The organism is Levilactobacillus lindianensis (genome assembly GCF_003946095.1).
GTDB lineage: Bacteria > Bacillota > Bacilli > Lactobacillales > Lactobacillaceae > Levilactobacillus > Levilactobacillus lindianensis.
In genome coordinates this window covers 44176-63265 of sequence record NZ_RHOD01000016.1, presented here as the reverse complement: position 1 = coordinate 63265, position 19090 = coordinate 44176, and the positions used below count along the sequence as shown (strand labels likewise).

14 protein-coding genes and 1 riboswitch are annotated in these 19090 nt (G+C 47.9%); of the genes, 6 read left to right on the top strand and 8 right to left on the bottom strand.

The features are described from left to right. Positions 1–282 precede the first annotated feature (282 nt). Both EKM70_RS07725 and EKM70_RS07720 read left to right on the top strand, forming a co-directional pair. Positions 283–1569 (top strand): dicarboxylate/amino acid:cation symporter, encoded by a 1287-nt coding sequence (locus EKM70_RS07725; RefSeq protein WP_125546746.1) that lies wholly within the window; start codon positions 283–285, stop codon positions 1567–1569. Positions 1570–2311: 742 nt separating this feature from the next. Further along, positions 2312–2480, bottom strand: a riboswitch (M-box (ykoK) riboswitch). A gap of 202 nt (positions 2481–2682) precedes the next feature. Further along, positions 2683–3246, top strand: a complete 564-nt coding sequence (locus EKM70_RS07720) for a peroxiredoxin (RefSeq protein ID WP_125546744.1) — start codon at positions 2683–2685, stop codon at positions 3244–3246. Positions 3247–3333: 87 nt separating this feature from the next. Here the strand turns inward: EKM70_RS07720 and EKM70_RS07715 are convergent, their stop codons facing one another. Then, positions 3334–3681 carry a hypothetical protein gene (locus tag EKM70_RS07715; RefSeq protein ID WP_057878942.1) on the bottom strand — a complete coding sequence of 116 codons (348 nt, stop codon included), beginning with the start codon at positions 3679–3681 and terminating at the stop codon, positions 3334–3336. A 254-nt stretch (positions 3682–3935) separates the two neighbouring features. Between EKM70_RS07715 and EKM70_RS07710 the strand changes: the two genes are divergently transcribed. Continuing rightward, on the top strand, positions 3936–4199 hold the full coding sequence (locus EKM70_RS07710; RefSeq protein ID WP_125546742.1) for a hypothetical protein: 264 nt from the start codon (positions 3936–3938) through the stop codon (positions 4197–4199). Positions 4200–4270: 71 nt separating this feature from the next. On the opposite strand, the gene gndA is transcribed toward EKM70_RS07710, so the two are convergent. Together gndA and zwf are read right to left on the bottom strand one after the other, a co-directional pair. Then, positions 4271–5710 carry an NADP-dependent phosphogluconate dehydrogenase gene (gene gndA, locus EKM70_RS07705; RefSeq protein ID WP_125546740.1) on the bottom strand — a complete coding sequence of 480 codons (1440 nt, stop codon included), beginning with the start codon at positions 5708–5710 and terminating at the stop codon, positions 4271–4273. Positions 5711–6028: 318 nt separating this feature from the next. Next, entirely contained in the window at positions 6029–7516 is a 1488-nt protein-coding gene (gene zwf, locus EKM70_RS07700) for a glucose-6-phosphate dehydrogenase (protein WP_125546738.1), read from the bottom strand. A gap of 573 nt (positions 7517–8089) precedes the next feature. Between zwf and EKM70_RS07695 the strand changes: the two genes are divergently transcribed. After that, positions 8090–8914: an Ig-like domain-containing protein gene (locus EKM70_RS07695; protein WP_125546736.1), complete on the top strand. Its 825-nt coding sequence runs from the start codon at positions 8090–8092 to the stop codon at positions 8912–8914. An 81-nt stretch (positions 8915–8995) separates the two neighbouring features. Here EKM70_RS07695 and EKM70_RS07690 read toward each other — a convergent pair whose 3' ends face one another. From EKM70_RS07690 to EKM70_RS07680, 3 genes are all read right to left on the bottom strand, one after another. Further along, positions 8996–10897, bottom strand: a complete 1902-nt coding sequence (locus EKM70_RS07690) for a heavy metal translocating P-type ATPase (RefSeq protein WP_125546734.1) — start codon at positions 10895–10897, stop codon at positions 8996–8998. Positions 10898–11721: 824 nt separating this feature from the next. Next, a complete protein-coding gene (locus EKM70_RS07685) occupies positions 11722–14031 on the bottom strand; it encodes a glycoside hydrolase family 31 protein (protein WP_125546732.1) in 2310 nt (769 codons plus the stop codon). A 31-nt stretch (positions 14032–14062) separates the two neighbouring features. Beyond that, positions 14063–15493 (bottom strand): SLC45 family MFS transporter, encoded by a 1431-nt coding sequence (locus EKM70_RS07680; RefSeq protein ID WP_125546730.1) that lies wholly within the window; start codon positions 15491–15493, stop codon positions 14063–14065. A 182-nt stretch (positions 15494–15675) separates the two neighbouring features. Between EKM70_RS07680 and EKM70_RS07675 the strand changes: the two genes are divergently transcribed. Then, positions 15676–16653 carry a LacI family DNA-binding transcriptional regulator gene (locus EKM70_RS07675; RefSeq protein ID WP_125546728.1) on the top strand — a complete coding sequence of 326 codons (978 nt, stop codon included), beginning with the start codon at positions 15676–15678 and terminating at the stop codon, positions 16651–16653. A gap of 102 nt (positions 16654–16755) precedes the next feature. Here the strand turns inward: EKM70_RS07675 and EKM70_RS07670 are convergent, their stop codons facing one another. Next, the gene (locus EKM70_RS07670) at positions 16756–17319 is read right to left on the bottom strand and encodes a Dps family protein (RefSeq protein WP_125546726.1); all 564 of its coding nucleotides are present in this window, start codon (positions 17317–17319) and stop codon (positions 16756–16758) included. 35 nt (positions 17320–17354) lie between these two features. Continuing rightward, the gene (locus tag EKM70_RS07665) at positions 17355–17582 is read right to left on the bottom strand and encodes a heavy-metal-associated domain-containing protein (protein WP_125546724.1); all 228 of its coding nucleotides are present in this window, start codon (positions 17580–17582) and stop codon (positions 17355–17357) included. 237 nt (positions 17583–17819) lie between these two features. On the opposite strand from EKM70_RS07665, the gene EKM70_RS07660 reads away from it, so the two are divergent. After that, a complete protein-coding gene (locus EKM70_RS07660) occupies positions 17820–18998 on the top strand; it encodes an MDR family MFS transporter (RefSeq protein ID WP_125546722.1) in 1179 nt (392 codons plus the stop codon). Positions 18999–19090: the final 92 nt, after the last annotated feature.

Here is a 19090-nt window from a genome sequence, read left to right as displayed (position 1 = left end):
CATGCCGAACACGGAAGTTAAGCTTCAGCACGCTGATAGTAGTTGGGGGATCGCCCCCTGCGAGGATAGGACGTTGCCACGCGACTTGTGGAATCCAGAGATGGATTCCACTTTTTTTATAAGCTAAATTTGCGACCGAGTTAATTAGTAAAGGGCTAACTCTAGTTGTTCTGTAGGGCCCTTGGTCGGGCCAAAATAATGTGCTATGCTGGTACTTGTCGTTAGTTTAGTGATAAAACAGAACTTAAAAACAAACTATCTTGGAAATGGGTGGAAAATATTATGAAGACGTATCGTAGCTACCGCCTGAGCCTGGGGTGGCAGATCTTGATTGGGCTGGTACTTGGCATTGTACTGGGTTCAATCTTTTATCAAAACAAGATTGCCATCACAGCCATGCAGAACATTGGAAACATGTTTATTGGCTTAATCCAGATGATCGTTTTGCCAATTGTGGTGTCTTGTCTAACTGTTGGGATTGCCAACATGGGCGACATCAAGAAGCTCGGCCGGGTCGGCGGCAAGACCATCCTGTACTTCGAAATCATGACGACCATTGCGATTGCCCTGGGGCTACTGGTCGGCAATATCTTCCACCCAGGGGACTTTATCAACATTCATCAACTACATAGTTCCGATATCAGTCAATACGTCTCCTCGGCCAAGTCTGCCAAGGATTCCGGCATCTGGGCCACACTGATGGGAATTATTCCCACCAACTTCTTCAAGTCACTTTCCGAGGGTGATATGATGCCGATTATTTTCTTCTCCGTCTTCTTCGGACTAGGGACCGCAGCCATTGGGAAACAAGGTCAGGTTATTATTGACTTTCTGGACGCAGTCTCGCAAGTTATGTTCCGGGTAACCAACTGGGTTATGCATACCGCACCAATTGGAGTCTGTGCCTTAATTGGGGTGACCATCGCGCAAATGGGGTTGTCAGCCTTGGCACCCTTGGGTTACTTTATCCTGTTGGCCTATGCTACGATGGCGCTGTTCATTGTGGTCTTCATGGGCCTTGCCGCGCGGATGTTTGGCTTTCACCTAAAGGATCTACTTTATGTCATTAAGAATGAGGCGGTTCTGGCCTTTTCAACGGCAAGTTCCGAAGCTGCCTTGCCACGGCTGATCGACAAGATGGACAAATTTGGCGTCAGTCAGGGGATCGTGTCGTTTGTGATTCCAACCGGGTACACCTTTAACCTGGATGGGTCTGCAATTTATCAGTCGCTGGCTGCACTCTTCCTCGCTCAGGCCTACCACATTCACCTGAGCCTTGGCCAACAGATTACGCTGCTCGTGGTCCTCATGATCACCAGTAAGGGCATGGCGGGTGTCCCAGGGGCCTCCTTCGTCGTTCTGTTGGCAACGGTCTCCACTATCGGAGTTCCGATGAGTGGGTTGACCTTTATTGCTGGGATTGACCGGTTGGTCGACATGGGTCGAACGGCCGTTAACGTGGTCGGGAACTCACTAGCGACTGTCATTATCGGTAAATCTGAGCATGAATTTAGCGAAGAAAAGAGTCAGGCTTATCTTGCCAAATTGCGAGAAGCTAGTGCTAAATAAATAGGATAAAAAAATTCCCAACAATTCTGGCTAGAATTGTTGGGAATTTTTACATTGATAATAGCTATAACCGATTAATAGTGGCTTGCCGTGCTTGCGGGGTGATTCCCATCAGCCCATGGGTCACGGTGACCGGCTAGTAATCAGATAAAATTAAATTTGTGGTTGTTAGTCGTATCGACCGTCAGAGATTAAAAACCGACCTAGTTGAAACGGCGTCAGTTACGGGAAGTTCTTCTCACCTCAGAGTTCCCCCAGGGGTAGAGCGGGTTACAGTTGTTGTAACGCTATTCGGACTAACACGTCAGTGCATCATAGTGGAATAGTGCCGAGAAAAACGAAGTAACTCTAGCTTGCGTTATCGATTAAGTGGTTCGAATCCGATTAGCTCCAAACGAGTTCAGAGAAGGTCAGTCGCCATGCGGTTGGTTGCAACACCAACGACGGCTGAATAAAGGCAGCTAATCGATTCCGTTCAACTTCTAGTGGTCGAACCTCCGCATCAAGCTACGGAGTCCGGGCACGGGAAAGCTAGAGAACAGGTCTCCTCAAAGCGTCAACCAAGAGGTGTGAACTGGCAATAACTTTCCCACCGGCGAGTAATAACTCGCTCCAGGATCATCAATATGTGGCGTTGTCATGTTCAATCACCTCCTAAAGTAAACGACAGTGACAACTGTGGTAAATTAAAAGCGCTTAGCCACGGCTGGCTAAGCGCACAATTAAAAAGCAATTTGCGAACTAATTTAGCCAGTCGTTGAGTTTTAGCACTATACGGCGTAGTTAAAGAATCATAACAGCTACATTAGAGCAGGCCTTAATTTGACCTGCACAGCTGACTCATTGGCGTTTCTCGACGTTTCTGAGCAGTAGCATTTTCCGTATAGGAGCCTCACCTAACAGCTTCTAATTTATCTTACAAATTCAGTTTAACTGATTTTCATGATAATTGCAACCCTTTAGCTTAATGAAAATCGAATGATTATTATAATAACGAACTAAAAATATATTTATAATATCTCGGTTTAATTTAGAATGATTCTTGACTAGTTGGTGGTGAGCGGTTATCCTGAGGGTGAACCATGACTATTTAGAATGAGGGGAGCAAATATTATGAACTTTATTGGTACTGCATTACCCGACTTTCAAGTTAACGCGTTTCAAGCAGGAACGGTTATTCCGGTCACGCCGGCAACCCTGCAACACCATTGGTCGGTTCTATTTTTCTATCCAGCGGATTTCTCCTTCGTCTGTCCTACCGAACTGGGTGATCTGGCCGATCACTACGAGGCCTTCCAGAAGTTAAATGCTGAAATCTATAGTATTTCGGAAGATACGGAGTTCGTTCACCAGGCTTGGCACGCGCAGAGTCCCAAGGTTGGTAAGGTGGCCTATCCCATGATTGCTGATCCAGCCGGCGTTCTTGCTCGGCACTACGAGGTGCTAGACGAACAAGCGGGGCAAGCCTATCGTGGGGTCTTTATCCTCGATGAAGCGGGACGGGTTCGTTCCTATACCGTAAATGATATGGGCGTTGGTCGGAACGCTGAGGAGATTCTCCGGACGCTGACAGCCGCACAATTCGTGGCGGAACATGGCGATCGGGTCTGCCCAGCCAACTGGCACCCCGGCGAAAGTACCCTGAAGCCGGGAACCGATCTCGTGGGTAAACTATAAATTTGACCTGAGTATATCGCAAGGGAGGCTCACCGCTAATCGGTGGGCCTCCCTTATTTAGGCCGGTAAACAAACCGGACTTCTCAGTTAGATCCCTTGTTGTACCTTGGCGTATTGCTGGGTGTACCAGCCTTCCCAAGTGTTATCCTTCAGGGCACCATTATCGGTAAATGATAAACCGATGGTCTTTAAAATCTCAATGAATGACGATTGCTTATACTGCAACACCCCAGCGGCGAGTTGTTCTGGGCTGAACGACTGGTTAGCGTACAGGTACTGGTTAACGTCGTTCATCACGTAGTCCACCTTATACTGAGACAAGATTTCCAAGTCGTTCTTGCGGTAGTGCGCAATGTAAAAGTGGACGAAGTCGGTCAATGCGGTTGACTGAGCGTGTTCATCCAGGTCAGTGATTGATAAATCTGGGTTTTGCAAAATGGTGACCTCCTCAAAGTCTAAGTTCCTATTGGTATCGGTCGTGTCGATCGGTGCACTATCTTTATTATGGCACATTTTACTCGCGGGTAAAGTAAACTGGTGAAATTTTTTCGGTGCGGGTGGGATTTCAATGAGACCGCATAACTTTTTTGTGGAAAACTATTGTCATAGGGTATTAACTTTGTTACACTATATTTATAAATAAAACCAACTAATGACCATTAGTTTTGTCTAAAAAGGAGGAATTTCCAATGCCTGAAAAACTACTCTTAGATCCTAAGGACCTGCAAGTGCTAGCCGACCACCTCAACGAGTGGTCTCATTGGCGGCAGATGAAAGACCGCGATACAGCCGATACCAACTGGGATCACTTCATTGCCAAGAGTCGTGAGAAGTCAGAGTGGGAAGCCGGCCTAGCCAGCGAAATTGACCACTGGGAAAGCCTCCACGCCCTGCAAATGGCAGTGACGGATAAACTCACCGGTCGGACCTACCGGGGTCACACGCGGCAATGAACGGGGATTAACGCTGAATTTAATGAACGAAAAAAGACGCCGCGAGGGCGTCTTTTTTTAGGTTTAAAGATTTATTGTTCTTCGTACCATGAGTAGTGGAAGTTACCTGGGCGGTCAGTACGTTCGTACGTGTGAGCACCGAAGTAGTCCCGTTGTGCTTGCAGCAAGTTAGCTGGTAAGACTTCAGCACGGAAACTGTCGTAGTAGGTAATTGAAGCTGACAGACCTGGTACTGGAATCCCGGCTTGAACGGCTACAGCGACAACATCGCGGATTGATTCTTGGTACTTAGTGGCGATGTCCTTGAAGTAGTCGTCGAACAGCAAGTTGGTCAACTTAGGATCCTTGTCAAAGGCATCCGTAATGTTCTGGAGGAATTGGGCCCGGATAATGCATCCGCCACGCCAGATTTGTGCCAATTCACCGAATTGGAGATCCCAATCGTAGGATTCTGAAGCGATCCGAAGTTGTTCGAAACCTTGCGCATAGCTCATCAACTTACCGAAGAAGAGGGCTTGACGAACCTTTTCAATGAATTCAGTCTTGTCACCGAAGTCAGCCTTGCCTTGCTTTGCAGCAGCTGGTAAGACCTTAGAAGCCTTCACACGTTCGTCCTTCATCATTGAGATGTAACGAGCGTAGACGGATTCAGTGATAACAGATTGAGGTACTTGAATGTTCAAAGCATCTTCTGAACTCCACTTACCAGTACCCTTGTTGTTCCCACGGTCTAAGATCATGTCAACGATAGGCTTGCTCTTGTCGTCGCCTAAGTCATCTTTACGAGTTAAGATGTCAGCGGTGATTTCGATCAAGTAACTGTCAAGTTCGCCCTTGTTCCAGTCTTTGAAGATGTCAGCCATATCATCAACTGAAATGCCAGCAACGTTACGCATGATGTTGTAAGCCTCATCGATCAGCTCTTCATCACCGTATTCGATACCGTTGTGGACCATCTTAACGTAGTGACCGGCACCATTAGGCCCGATGTACGTTACACATGGCTTGCCATCTTGTTCTGCCTTAGCAGAGATTTGTTCCAAGATTGGGGCAACTAAGTCGTAAGCTTCCTTTTGGCCACCAGGCATCAAGGAAGGCCCTTGTAAGGCACCCAGTTCACCACCGGAAACACCCATCCCGATGAAGTTGATACCGGACTTGTCCAGTTCAGCGTTCCGTGCCATTGTGTCGTGGAAGTTCGTGTTCCCACCATCGATTAACACGTCACCCTTGTCAAGCAGGGGTAAGAGTTCTTGAATGACGGCATCGGTTGGCTTACCAGCCTTAACCATCAAAAGAATCCGACGAGGTGTTTCCAAAGACTTAACGAAGTCTTCTACATTGTAACTAGGGATTAATTTCTTTTCACTGTGGTCTTGCATGACTTGTTTAGTCTTGCTTTCGGAACGGTTGAAGATCCCGACTGTGTAGCCGCGACTTTCGATGTTAAGGGCAAGGTTCTTACCCATAACTGCCATACCAACAACACCAATGTTAGCTTTTTCTGCCATTAGAAACCTTCCTTTTCTGGTTGAAATTAGATTCGAATTTTCCATCTCCTAGTGTAGCATTGAACAATAGGAAATTAAACTATTTTGACTACTTTTTTTCAAAAAATATATATTTTTGTAAAAAAATTTCTTTTACTAACGTCAGTAAACGCTTACTTGATCTAAAAGCGCCGACTATTGTTAAGAGTTGGGCCTAAAGTTCTGTTAAAATAGCTTTTCCAATCAGTAACCGGCATGATCAAATGGTTAAAACTTATTAGAAGTAGCGCGTAAATAAAAACAGGATTGACCAATTAGTCAATCCTGTCGGTTAGAAGACTATTTGTTTAAACGGTAGATCCATTCACGGTGGTCGCGTTGAATGAGTTCTTCAGCGGCGGCTGGTCCCATAGAATGTGGCGTGTAGTTAGGGAATTGTGGTTCTTGTAGGTCCCAAACACGACGGATTTGGTCGACGAACTTCCAAGCGTAGGAAACTTCTGGCCAGCTGGAGAAGTTGGTCCCGTCACCCTTCAGGACGTCGTGTAACAGACGTTCGTAGGGTTCTGGCGTTTCCTTAGACTTTTCGGCGTCAACCAGGTAGTCCAACTTGATTGGTTCCGTAGAGAAGCCGGTGTCGTTGGTCTTGGCGTTCAATTGTAAGGAGAACCCAGCGTGTGGTTCAACGAAGATCGTTAAAACGTTGGCAGCCAATGGTGTGTTCTTGCTCTGTGGGAAGGCAAAGATGTCGACGAGTGGGCGTTTGAAGACCACGTCAACTCGGGTAAACTTGTCGGCTAACATCTTACCAGTCCGAATATAGAATGGGGTCCCTGACCAACGGTAGTTGTCAAAGAGGAGTTTCCCGGCAACGAAAGTTTCAGTCGTTGAGTCGTGAGGCACATTGTCTTCATGACGGTAGTCAGCTTGATCGTTGATGGCGCCATATTGACCCCGAACGAAGTTGGTTGCGGCGTCGGCAACGTTGTAGACCCGCAGACTCCGTAAGGCCTTCACTTTTTCAGCTCGGATATCGGTATCCGTGAAGGCGACAGGTTGTTCCATGGCCAACAGGGAAACAATTTGCATGATATGGTTTTGCACCATGTCACGTAAGGCCCCACTGTTGTCGTAGTAGTTGGCCCGTTCTTCAACCCCCAGCTTTTCAGACAACGTGACTTGGATGTTGTCGATGTACCGGTTGTTCCAAAGGGATTCAACTAAGGTATTCCCGAAGCGCAGGGCTTCGATGTTTTGAATCATTTCCTTACCCAAGTAGTGGTCAATCCGGAAGATTTGGTTTTCATCAAAGGATTGGCTCAGGGCATCGTTTAGTTGTTTTGCGGAATCGTAGTCGCGGCCAAAAGGCTTTTCGATGACCAGACGGTTGAAGACATCTTCCCCTTCGGATAATAAGCCTTGGGTCTTTAAGTCTTGGGCAATCGTGCCAAAGAATTGAGGCGCCATTGATAGGTAGAAAATCCGGTGGCCTTCTGCCTTGTACTTCTTATCGAGCTTTTCGATGAGCTCTTTCAAGACCGAGTAGTGGGCCGCGTTGGTCACATCATGGTCTTGGTAGTAGAAGTGGGAAACGAAATCGGTGGCTTCCTTGGAGTCAGTCCGGTTACCGCTATCTGCTAAAGACTTCTTGATGGCTTCGCGGAACTTTTCGTTGTCCATCTTTTGCCGTGAGGTACCGATCACAGCGAAATGGGACCGTAAGTTACCTTTACGGTACAGGTTAAAAAGACTTGGATAGAGTTTCCGGTAAGCTAAGTCACCGGTACCCCCGAAGAATAAGAATACAGCTTTGCGTTCAGTTGCCAAGAGATCGTCACTCCTTAAATTTATAAAATCCGTTAGTGTGTCTGTCAAAGAAAATCGGCGGTGCACGCGTTACTCCCCCGGGTCAGTGCCAATGCCGGGATCCGTGATTTGTCCAGACGGTGTGTCTAGACCACTTCTGACATTCATTATACGCCAGTTCTCATTGAAACGCGACCGTTTTTAAAGCAAGAAATCAAAATAAAGACAACCGGTTGCAATGTAATGAAAACAACGCTTGCAACGACTTTCATATATTATGAAAACAAAATAATTTGGCTTAGTTGATCGTGAAAACGGGTTTCGTAGTTAGCTACCAATGAAATCGCTGTCACGCACAGTCTAGCAGAATCATCATGGGAAGTAACGAAGAAAGACTCGCTAATCCGGACGACAAACGGGGTGTAACTCTGGCCATTGAAAATTTTATATAAGGTTAATTTTAAGTGTTATTAAAAAACGATAAATTTGATGGTGGATCTGAACCGTTTTGAGGGATTTCTGGTATACTAGCAATCGGTTAGAAAATACTGTTCTGGCGGGCTTCCGTCGGACAACTAAGGGGTCAGGAAAACAATGAAAAAATTTATGGTGGCTTTGACTGGGTTAGTAACATTGGCAACAGTAGGGGCCGTTGTTCCAGCTACGGCAGTTAACTCTGTTGTCACGGCACATGCCGCACATGTTGGGCCTAGTTTGAGTGTTAACGCGATCTACAGTTCCGCCAAGAAGGTAACGGGGAAGGCCACAAAGGGCTCGAAGATTACCATTAAGGCGACTAAGAACGCCAAGAAGAACTTAGGTAGTGCCAAGGCTTCTAGCAAGACGGGGAAGTACACAGTTAAGTTAGCTAAGTCATTGAAGAAGAACAGTAACGTCTACGTTTACGCAACGAAGTCCAAGACTTCCTTCTACCGGATCATTCGGGTTGAAGCTAAGAAGGCTGCCGCAGCCGCTACTAAGAAGACAACTTCTAAGAAGTCTACTAAGAAGACAACCAAGAAATCCACGAAGAAGTCGACTGCCAAGAAGACCACGACGGCTAAGAAGCACGCCGCTAAGTTTACGGTTAAGACGCCAACAGGTACTTGGAAGTCCAACACGGCCAACAAGTATTCTCAAGTATGGAAATTTAGCCAAAAGACTGGTTTAAACCAGTACCTTTACAAGAATGGTAAGAAAGTTAAGACCTTGACGTCTTACGCAACTTACAGCGTTTCTGCTAAGACTCCGACATTCTGGAAGATTACCTACGCTCCTAAGAATTCTAAGAGCAAGAAGACCGCATACTTACGATTCACTTCTGCTAAGAAATTCAAGATCGTTAACTCTAAGAATAAAGTTATCTCCACTAAGGCCGGCGTTGCACCAGCCGCTAAGTGGACGTTTGCTAAGAAGTAAACGATCCCTGTTCTTATAAAATAGCTAATAGTAAAAGTACCGCTCGTCAGTGATGATGAGCGGTACTTTTTTATTAGGCTGTTAATTTGTAGCGAGTTGTTGAACAGGTTCCGAGGTGGGTTTGTTCAACCGTGGCCGGTACCCAATCAGACGCATGGCGTTGAAGATAACGACGAGGATGGAAGCCTCGTGAACGAACATCCCACTGGCCATGTAGATGTAGCCGTAAACTAACCCGATTAACAGGAAGACTACTGTGGCAATGGCGATAAAGATGTTTTCCTTGGTGTTGGCTGAAGTCTTCTTGGCCAAACCAATTGCATGATTCAGGGCAGTGAAGCTCGATTGCATCAGGACCACATCAGCCGTTTCGATGGCGACGTCAGTCCCACCACCCATGGCAATCCCGATGTTGGCGGTGGCTAAGGAAGGGCTATCGTTGATCCCGTCTCCAACGAAGGCAACGTTACGCCCCATGTCTTGGAACTTCTTGACGAAGGTGACCTTGTCACTTGGTAAGAGGTCGGCATGAACCTCATCGATCCCCAGAGATTCGGCGACGGCCTGGGCTGTGGCCTGGTTGTCACCAGTTAACATAACTAAATGCTTGATACCTTGGCGCTTGAGAGCAGCCAGAGCGGCTGGAACTTCTGGACGAACCGTGTCAGCGACACCGAGAATAGCAGCTAATTGACCTTGGTAACCGACTAGGACCGTTGATTGACCTTCGTCTTGCAGAGCATGGAGGTCAGTGAGTTGAGCAGCCGTTAAGTCGATCCCATTGTCCTTTAAGAGAGCAGCGTTCCCAACGTAGAGGGGGGCATCGTGCCACTGACCGACCATACCGCGGCCCTTAATTGTTTCGGTGGCCATCTTGTTGGCATCTGCAGCGACGTGCGCAGCTAAATGTTGGCTAATGGCGGTGGCTAAGGGGTGATCGGAAGTCTGTTCGACCTGAGCAACGGCGCCCAGGATCTGGTCATCATCGGTGTAACGCTTGAGGCTAGCGACGTCCATCTTACCAGTTGTTAAGGTACCAGTTTTGTCAAAGACTAACGTGTCGACCTTGGCTAGGCTGTCCACGACGTCCCCACCTTTGATGAGGATCCCGTTCTTCGCCCCATTACCGATACCGGCAACGTTGGAAACGGGGGCGCCGATAACTAAGGCACCAGGGCATCCGAGAACCAGGACCGTGATGGCGAGGCGTAAGTTCTGTGAAAAGGCGAAGACCAGAATGGCAATCACTAGGACAGCCGGTGTGTAGTACTGGGCAAATTTGTCGATAAATTTTTCGGCAGGAGACTTGGTGTCTTGGGCTTCTTCGACCAGTTCGATAATCTTAGAGAAGGTCGTTTCGTCCCCAACTTGGGTGGCTTCGACCTGTAACGTCCCGCTTTCGACAATAGCGCCAGAGTAGACGCTGTCACCGTTGTGCTTGTTTAAGGGGCGAGATTCACCGGTGATGGAAGATTCGTTAACGTATCCGGAACCGTCGACCACATGGCCGTCGACAGGTACCTGCCCACCAGCCTTAACTAAGACGACGTTGCCCTCTTCAAGGTCATCGACATCGACTTCTTCGGTTGCGCCGTCGTCACCGACTAGAAGTGCCGTGGTTGGGGCCATTTCAGTGAGTGACTGAATGGCACCCCGCGTCTTGGCCAACGTCTTTTGTTCGAGGTAAGACCCGAAGAGAAAGAGGAACGTCACGATGGCTGATTCTTCAAATTCACCGATGGCAAAGGCCCCGATGACGGCGATGCCGACCAAGAGTTCAATACTGAAGACCTTGGCACGTAAGGCACTGATAGCCCGGAGAACGATGGGGGCTGCGGCGATAACGGAAGCAATGATCCACGCCGTGTCGGTGATGTAAGGAACCTGGGTGAACCAGGTGTTTAGAAAGCCGAGAATGATAAGTCCGGCTGACCAGAAGGTAATTGGATTCGTGTGTGAGTAGATATAACGTTGAAATGCCATAAGTGAGCGATCCTTTCTTTAACTGAGTGATTTAAATTGTTTCGTCCTTGTTTATGTCTCTATTATGCCTGCGACGGGGGATGATTAACTTGATGTGAATCAAGTTGGCGAATTTAATTGAAAGATCATTTTGTTTTGGGTCGCCTGCGGTGACCAGAAGCTTCGTCCTGTGGGGCACGGGTGAAGCCGAAGGGCGGTCTTCACCCTCGCTTTAAACCTCACCCAAACCGTGAGTCTTAAAGACGTCCCGGGCTGTAAGACCGGAAAGTCACCGGTCAAACAGCCCCGACACAGGACTACGCCCCTGGTCTCCTCCGGCTATGGCGACAACGGCTGAAATTAAGAAAGTTGTTGTTACAGGTTTCCTGTTTACCTCTTACAGAGAATGAGACTTGTCTTAAATTAGATAGCGGTCAGTTAGAAATGACAAGCATTCGTCAGGTGAAACTGTTAAGGGGACCCTATCCGTATCCATAAAATATAGATAGTTTCAATATAGTTATATGGAACATTGAATTAAACGCTGAATATGTTTGATGTTAGTTAAAATTAGTCCGCAATCTTAGCCTTCGGCGGGCGGGTGCGGAAGCCTGTGTCGGTGGTGTTAGGGCGGTGGGTTTCCGGCCTTACAGCACGGGACGTCTTCGAGACCCCGATCCTGGGGGCTTGAGGACGAGGTTGAAGACCGGTCTTTGGCTTCAACCGTGCCCCATAGGCTGGGAGCACCCGCCCGCCGTAGGCGGACCAACCCACGGACTAAATTCAGAACACAATAAAACCCGCCACAAACCAGTAATAGGTTTGTAGCGGGTAATGAGGTTAGCTTATTTGAGGACGTAGCCATCGCTAGCTGTGTCGTAATGTAAGGTAACAGAATTGTCAGGCAAGTCGACGGTAATCGTCTGGTAGGCTGGTTCGAAGCCGTGGTGTAATAAGTTAACCGCAACTTCACCATCCTTGACGGTCACTTCATAACGGTTAAATTCACCGTTTTGATAATTGAAGTCTAAGCCATCGTCTTGGTAGTGTTCATAGGTGCCTTCGTTACCGAAGAGTTTGAACGTCATGGCCTTATCAGGTTCTTCACTGATGTGGTCAACGCTAGGACCCCATGGTAAGAGGGTGTTAGCCTTGATGAACAGTGGCAACTTGTCGAGTGGGGCATCCACGACGATGTCTTGTTGGCCATCGTATTCGCGGTTGTTCCAGAAGTCAATCCACTTGCCAGCTGGCAGGTAGACTAACCGCTTGATCTTAGATTTCTCAACGATAGGGGCAACGAGGATGTCGTCACCAACCATGAATTCGTCGTTTAAGTCGCGAGTCCGTGGGTCGTCATCGTAGTTCAAGACTAATGGCCGCATGATTGGCAGACCATTTTGACTTTCCTGAGCGAACAGGTCATACAGGTATGGAATGAAGTGGTAACGCAACTTCAGGTATTTCCGGTAAATCGACAAGGTTGGTTCACCGAAGCTCCAAGGTTCTTGGTGCCGAGTACCCATGGCCGCGTGATTCCGCAACAGGGGACTGAAGATAGCGGCTTCAATCCACCGTGTCAACAGTTCGGCGTTGGTATCTGAAGCAAAGCCCCCGATATCGGTTCCGACGAAGCTGAATCCGCTCATCCCTAAGTTACAGATTTGAGGAATCATCATTTGAATATGTGGCCAGATACTGCGGTTATCACCGGTCCAAACGGTGGCGTACTTCTGAGTCCCAGCATAGGCTGCCCGCGTGATTACGTAAGGACGACGGCCTTGTTGATCCTTTAACCCAGTGTAGGTTGCCTTGGCCATGTTGTGACCATAGACGTTGTGCATCTTCTTATGAGTGGATGGGGTTTCTTGGTCACTGAAGACCGTATCGTCAGGGATGTCACCCTCAAAGCTAGCGGGTTCATTCATATCGATCCAGACACCACCAACACCGTTGTCAGTTAAGAATTTATTGTTGTTAGCCCACCACTTGCGAACTTCGGGACGACCGAAGTCAGGGAAGGCGGAGTCACCAGGCCAAACTTTATTGATATAAACCTTGTTGTCTGGTGTCTTGACGAAGTAGTCGTGCTTAACCCCTTCGGCATAGGTCTTGTAGTCAGGATCCTTCTTAACACCGGGATCGATGATGGGGATAACCTTGATACCGCGGTTCTTTAACTTGGCCACGAAGGCCTTAGGGTCACCCTCGAACTTGTTCTTGTCCCAGGTGAAGACCCGATAGCCGTCCATGTAGTCGACGTCAAAGTGAATGGCATCGCATGGTAAATCATACTTCTTTAAACCATCCGCAATGTCTTGAACCTGCTTCTGGCTAGCACTGTAGCCCCAACGCGATTGTTGGTAACCCAGCGTCCACTTTTGTGGTAAAGGTACGCGACCGGTTAAGTAGGTGTAGTTGGTGACAACGTCCTTCAAGCTAGAACCACCTAAGATGTAGTAGTCTAGGTTACCTTCAACGGCTGAGTAGAAGTAGTAGTGAGGGCTTTCCTTACCCATATCGAAGTGGGCCTTGTAGGTATTGTCAAAGAACAGACCGAATGGGTGACCGTTCTTCAAGCCCAACAAAACAGGAATGGACTTGTACAGATTCTTAAAGTGTTCCAGTTGTGGTTGAGGATTGTCGGCGTTCCAGTTATCGTATTCGAAGCCCCGCTTATCCAGGTACCCGGTCTTATCACCGAGTCCATAGAGGTGTTCATCCGGCGCCAATGACTTGATCAATTCGAAGAAGCCGGTGTCGGAACTGACAGTGGACTTGGAAACGGAGTGGCCCTCGGCCTTCACTAGGCGTTCGTGGACCTTGTCAATTCCCTTGTCGAGCAGCTGACGCTTGCCACGGTAGTCCGTGACCAGGGCGTTGCCGTTCTGGTCGTAGGCGTCGACGTGACGGTCGGCATCTAACTTGATGGTGAGAGCGGCCGTCTTTAATTCATAGTGGTCGCCGGCATCTGTGACGGTGTACGCCGTCTTGGTTTCCTTATTGCCTTCAATGGCATAAGACTGACCCTTTTCACCGCGGTCTTCGAAGATTCGAACGATGGCATCGGTGAGCACCGTTACTTGTAAAGGATGCTCTGGATAGTCAAAGGTCACGGTTTGATTAGCTTGTTTATATTGTGGTAATTCAGGCATAGAAATTCGCTCCTCTTCCTTTAAAAATCCGTTAGGCAGCGTCGTCGGATAAGTCCTTTTGTGGCTTGTCTTGCTTGATAACGCTGATCGTCAATACGGCAATTAACATGGAGATCCCGGCAACTAACATCATGCCAGGCATGGACTTGCCGACCAACTTGAAGACGAAGAAACTAGCAACTGACGCAATGATTTGTGGTAAACAAATGGTTCCGTTAAAGATCCCGATGTAAGATCCTTCATTAGATCCATCCAATGATGAGGTGAAGATGTTGAAGGGTTCAACGTGGACCGTGAAGAAACCAATCCCGATTAAGATGAATGGCAAGATTAATAAGTACTGGTTGTGAATGAAGAAGACCCAGATTAATCCAACGGCGAAACTTCCAATCCCGAAGCGGTACCAGAACTTACGCTTGAATGGGTTGGTGTGAGACAAGACTAAGAATCCGTATAAAACGGCGGCCATGGATTGAACGAAGGTTAAAATTCCGTACCAGTTCCCAGCGGCTTGATAGCCGGCAGAAGTGGCGTTGGTCGTGTTCCAAACGTTTTGAGCGATAGCACCAGTGGTGTAAGTCCACATGTATTGAATTCCAATCCAAGCGAACATTTGAACGACGGCAACTTCCCAGAGAGCCTTTGGGGCTTCCTTGATTAATTGCCAGATGGGCTTGGTATTCTTGTGTGATTCGGGATCAATGTGGTGATACATCGCAAATGTTTCAGGATCGTATTCCTTAACGGTGTGGATCGTGTAGGCAGAAATTCCTAGCAAGATAGCGGCACCGATGTAGAAGGCTAAACGAACGGATAAGGGTACGACACCCTTCTTAGCAACGTTGGCAACCCCAAAGAAAGTTAAGACGAATGGGAGTAAGGTGGCAAGCACCCCACCAAGGTTACTGAAGGCTTGCTGCCAAGACCAAGCTTTATCCTTTTGGCTTTCGTTGACCATGTCCCCAATAATCATCCGGAATGGTTGCATACAAATGTTACTGGACAGGTCCATGAAGGCAATGGCAATAGCCCCGAAGAGTAACGCGGCTAGAGAACCATAACCGAAGCCAAATGATCCGGCGTTAGGCAAGAGAATCATGACCAGTGCGGCAACTGGGGCACTGAATAACAGGTAAGGCATCCGTCGGCCAAAGCGGTTCCAGGTCCGGTCGGAGTACTTCCCAACGAGGGGTTGAACGAGCAATCCAGCCAATGGTGGCAAGATGAAGAAGAACCCTAAGCTGTTCGGGTCGGCACCGATGGTTTGGAAAATCCGACTCATTTGAGACGATTGTAATGAGAAGGCCATGTTGACACCACAGAAACCAAATGTGATGGCGAAGAGAGTCTTCCACGGTAAGTTAGGTAGTGAGTTAGAAAGTGAAGCGGTCTTTTTACCGGTATCGGCCGTGACTTTGTGATCTCCTACTGGGCGAGCTGCATGTGCTGTTGGTTGATTCATAAATAATTGCATCCCCTTGGTATGTATAATTTCAGAAATCCTTTTGACAAGATCATCGTAGCACTTTACGTAAACGTTTACAATACTTTATTCGCGCTAAGGTAAACGTTTACGCTACGAGCTGTTAAAGTGGGTCAAATTAGACTATAATAGACGTATCCTAAACGGAAGTGGGGGTTGTGATGAAGCCAACAATCAAAGATATTGCGGCCAGATCCGGTGTCTCAATTGCGACAGTTTCACGAGTGCTGAGCCAGAAAACCGGCACTTACAGCGAAAAGACCCAGGCTAAAATTTTACGAATTGCGAAAGAACTCGGCTACCGAAAAAACACGGCGGCGGTCGAGTTAGTGAAGAAACGATCAGCAGTGCTCGCCGTGATCTTGAATGCAACTCCCACCAACTTTTCAACCGGCGTCATCGATGGGATTCAAAAACGAGCCAGCGAGTTGGGACAAGGGGTCATCATTCTGTATGCCGGGAACCGGGATGCACAGATGCTCCACAAGGCGATTGTGACGGCGTTGGAGCGGGCCGTCTCCGGAATCCTATTGACGGCCATTGAACCGGATGAAGCAGATCTCACCCTATTAAAGGACTCGGGAATTCCATTTTGTTTCGTCTCCCTCTACTTAAATCAACCTCAAATTTTGTCGGTCAGTTCAAATAATGAAAGTATCACGTCGCAAGCTGTGGACTACCTGGTCGAACAGGGGCATACGGCGATTGCTTTAGCCGGAATCGACGGATACCATACCGGGACGCAACGGATTGCCGGATACGAGGCTGGGTTGAGAGCCCATGGGATCACCACTTCTTGCATCAAGTATGGGGACTATAGTTATGAGTCTGGCCGTCAACTCCTTCAAGAATTTCTCCCACTTAAAGTGACGGCAATCATCACGGCTAGTGACATGATTGCTGCCGGCCTGTTGAATGCCGCGCAAGAGGCAGGGATTCGGGTACCCGAGGATCTGTCGCTGGTGAGCATTGATGGGACGATCATTTGTAATATCACGACGCCAGGTTTGACCAGTGTGACGCAGGACTTCTATCATATTGGAAGTCGGAGCGTCGATCAGGTCATGGGTCACGACGTGGAGACGTTTGTCCCGGTCAAGATTGAGGAACGTGGCAGTGTTAAACAACTGAAAAAGTAAAAGAAATCCCCGTGATCAACGAAGATCGCGGGGATTTTTGTCAAAAAAGCAGGACCACTTACACCTCGCAGTGTGTAAGCGATCCTGTTTAAAATTTACAGGTTAGTCTTCGTCATCATCATCGTCTTCTTCATCCAGACCGTCGCGAGCATCGTTGCCCAGCAAGGCTTGGAGTTCACGGATGATGTGGTTATTAGTCCCACGCAAGCTGGTTAAGAAACTAGCTAAAGCTGGCCGTTCTTCTTTCTCGGCGAGCTTGATAGCCCGGTCGATGAAGAGGTTGTGGGTATCAGCATCATGGACCAGTTCGCTAACTTGGTCTTCGGCGGGCAAATACTTCTTGTCGCCGCCCTCTTGCAACATGTTGTAGTCGTGGAATTCTTTGGTGGTAGTTGAAACAATCTCGCCCTCATCCAAAAGGAGTTCGCCTAAGGCATCGAATTGTGTCCGGTAGGTGGCAATGTAGTCGCTGAGTAACTGGCGAACACTAAGTGCCAGTGGCCCCTTAACGGACCAGCGAACCTGGTGAAATTTCACGATGGAAATGTGGAGGTTAGCCAGGATGTGGTTAGTCATGGCTCCCGCCGTAGGGACGTGGTGGTCATGTTCGGTTTGGGCTTGTTCGGCAGCGTAGCGGTCTTCAATACTCATAGTCGTTGTGGTCATTAGATGAACTTCCTTTCAAATTTAGGGATTACAGATTAGAGTGCCTTAACTTTAGAACTCTTAACAGTGTAGCCGAGGTCGGTGACCGTATCGGCTAGGTTTTCAGCGGTGACAGTGGCATCATCAAACTCAGCCTTAATCTTGCTGGCGTTGAAGAGCACCTTGACGTTCTTCACGCCGTTTTTCTTACTAAGGGCGCCTTCAATCTTGGTCATGCAAGATGGGCAGGTCAGGTCGTCTAATTTCATGGTTACTTTACTCATAAATAAAAACCTCCTTAGGTTTTTCGCTTGTCTTGATTACATAACCTAGTATAAGGGGTCGCGATTTGGAAATACTTGACTCAAATCAAGTTGCGTAAATATTTCAAAATTTTTGAAAAGTGAACGAAAATCGCGAAAAAGGGCGGTTTAACAGCAATTTCGGAGCGTTGTAGTTTCAGTTTATCTATGAATATGAGACAATGGGACTAATGAGACAAAATAAGTGAGGGAAAGTAAATGTCGAAAAGCAACAAGGAAGTCAGTCTAGCAGGGATTCTCTCAGCAACCCTGTTACTTAATGCGGCTGCGGCGTGTATGTGGCCATTAACGACTGTGTATATGCATGATGAGTTACATCAAACTCTGACGCTTGCAGGGATCGCGCTGTTGGGAATGTCGCTGTGTATGATTTTAGGGAACTGGCTGGGTGGCTGGTTGTTTGATAACTGGTCCCCATTTAAGACAGGGCTTTCGGGAACGCTGATTTCGTTCATTCCGATGCTTCTGTTAATCTTTTTCCATGGCTGGCCCATCTTCGGGATTATGCTACTCTTCATTGGCCTGGGTGACGGAATCGTGATGACCGTAGTGAACTCTTATGCGGCCAATGTGCAATCGATTGGTAGTCGCCGGGTCTTTAATTACCTCTATATTGGGATGAACTTAGGGGTTGTTGTAGGGACGCTGATGGTGGGATACCTGATGGACCACGGGGTCACCTTGGTCTTCATGGCTGCCAGTATCTGTTATACCGCGTTGCTGATTATCTTCGTCGTAGATTTCCGGATGGATATCACGACCAAGACGCATAAACACGCCAAGGGTCCGGCCAAGCCAGCGCAACTGAAATTAATTTGGATGATCAGTGCCTTGGTCTTCTGCCTATACGTCGGGTACTCCCTTTGGGAAAGTGTGATTTCCGTGCACATGACCAGCCTGGGAATCTCCTTTGAAAAGTATAGTTTGCTCTGGACGTTAAATGGGATTCTCATCGTTTTCGGGCAACCATTGGCCAATCGAATCGGGACTTATTTCAAGATGAGTTCGCAGATTGGAATCGGGACGTTTGTCTTCATCATGTCGTTCTTAATGCTGGTCTTCGCCAAGACCTATGCAATGTTCGTGGTGACCATGATTGTCTTAACGTTGGGTGAAATGACCGGATTTCCGGGGATCCCCGCGTGGATCGACAAGCTGGCCGGCGACAACGAAAAAGGGAAGTTCCAAGGGATCTATAATATGGCGATCTCCTTTGGTCGAGCGGTTGGCCCGTTATATGGTGGGTTGATTATTGAATACGGAAGTTACCATTCGCTCTTCCTATCCGTAACGGCCGTGATGTTGGTGGCATTGGCTGCCGTCATGTTACGAAACCGGCATAATCAAATGCGATTACGTAAGGAACAGAGTAAATAACTAGATTCCCCTGAATTGGTGCTGAACCAGTTCGGGGGATTTTTTGTGGAATGAGTTAGGCACGACCGCTGATTCAAGGCCATCAATTAAAA